The sequence below is a fragment of the Nocardia sp. NRRL WC-3656 genome (assembly GCF_000720265.1).
In the GTDB taxonomy this organism is placed as follows: Bacteria; Actinomycetota; Actinomycetes; order Mycobacteriales; family Mycobacteriaceae; genus Nocardia; species Nocardia nova.
This window is the reverse complement of sequence record NZ_JOJF01000092.1, coordinates 1-1192: the sequence shown is the minus strand read 5'-3', so window position 1 is coordinate 1192 and position 1192 is coordinate 1. Positions and strand designations below refer to the sequence as shown.

Here is a 1192-nt window from a genome sequence, read left to right as displayed (position 1 = left end):
CTAGTGCCGTGTCAGGCAACCTTCGGTAGGTAATTGAGGTGCCGGATCTTGGAGCCGACGGCGAAGTCGCGTACGGGTCCAGCGTGCTGATTGCGCCAGCGGATGTAGGCGCCGATCGCGTCGTCCTGCTCGCCGTGGCTGCGGTGATCGGTGCCGCCCAGCGCGAAGTACCGCAGCGCGGCGAACTCGCACTCGATGCGGTTCAACCACGACGAATACGTCGGCAGGAACACCAGCTCGATGTCGTTGACGTCACACCATTCCCGCACTTCCCGCCGCTTGTGCACCGAGTAGTTGTCGGCGATCAGGTACAACCTCCCGACAGGCCAGCGGGAACGAAGGCTTTTGAGGAAGGCCAGGAACTCGGTCCAGCGCTTGCGATCGCGGATGCGGTAATACAGCTGGCCGGAGGCCAGATCCAGCGCCCCGAACATATGCCGCACGCCCTGAGTGCGATGGTAAGTCGCTCGCAACCGCTTGGGATCACGGCGAGGAAACCAGCCACGCCCGGCCCGCGGTTGCAGGTTCAACGGACCGAACTCATCCACACACACCACCCGCCCATCGGCCGGCCGATTGTCATACAGGTCGAGCACACGGGCCATCTTCTCGGTGAACTCCGGATCGTTGCTGGCCTTCCAAGTCTTGGTGGCCTGCCACGACACCCCACCGGCCTTGAGGATCTGCCGCACCGTTTCACGGCTGATCTCAGCGATCCCGTTGAGCCGCAACACTTCCACCAACTTCGACAAACTCCACACCGAGAACGGCCACCCCAGATCGCGGGGGCAGCACCGGGCGATCTGACAGATCCGATCACGCGTCACTTGATCGGTCTTCGCCGGCCTGCCCCCGCTCCATTTTGGGTCCAGTGCCGCGAACCCTTCCGCATTGAAGTCGTGAATCACTTGCCGCACATACGATTCCGATACTCGCATCAACTTCGCGATCAACCCGACCGGTTGCCGCTGCGCCGAGGCCATCACCACGATCGCCCGCCGCGCCCGCACCGGCACCTTGCTGGTCTTCGCGATCCGCTGCACTCGCCGCCCCTCCTCCGGGGACAACTGCCGCACAAACACATCCGGCTTCCGAGCCACGACACCACCTCCACCGGCAGCATCAACGCACCCGGCCACCAACGCAAACCGACACCCGGTTACCGCAGCAACCTATCTGGACACGGCACTAG

At 63.7% G+C, this 1192-nt stretch carries 1 protein-coding gene; it reads right to left on the bottom strand.

Annotation, left to right across the window (positions count from 1 at the left end; translation table 11 throughout):
- Positions 1-11 precede the first annotated feature (11 nt).
- On the bottom strand, positions 12-1100 hold the full coding sequence (locus IG65_RS0133950) for an IS630 family transposase (protein ID WP_231509624.1): 1089 nt from the start codon (positions 1098-1100) through the stop codon (positions 12-14).
- Between the last annotated feature and the right edge of the window lie 92 nt (positions 1101-1192).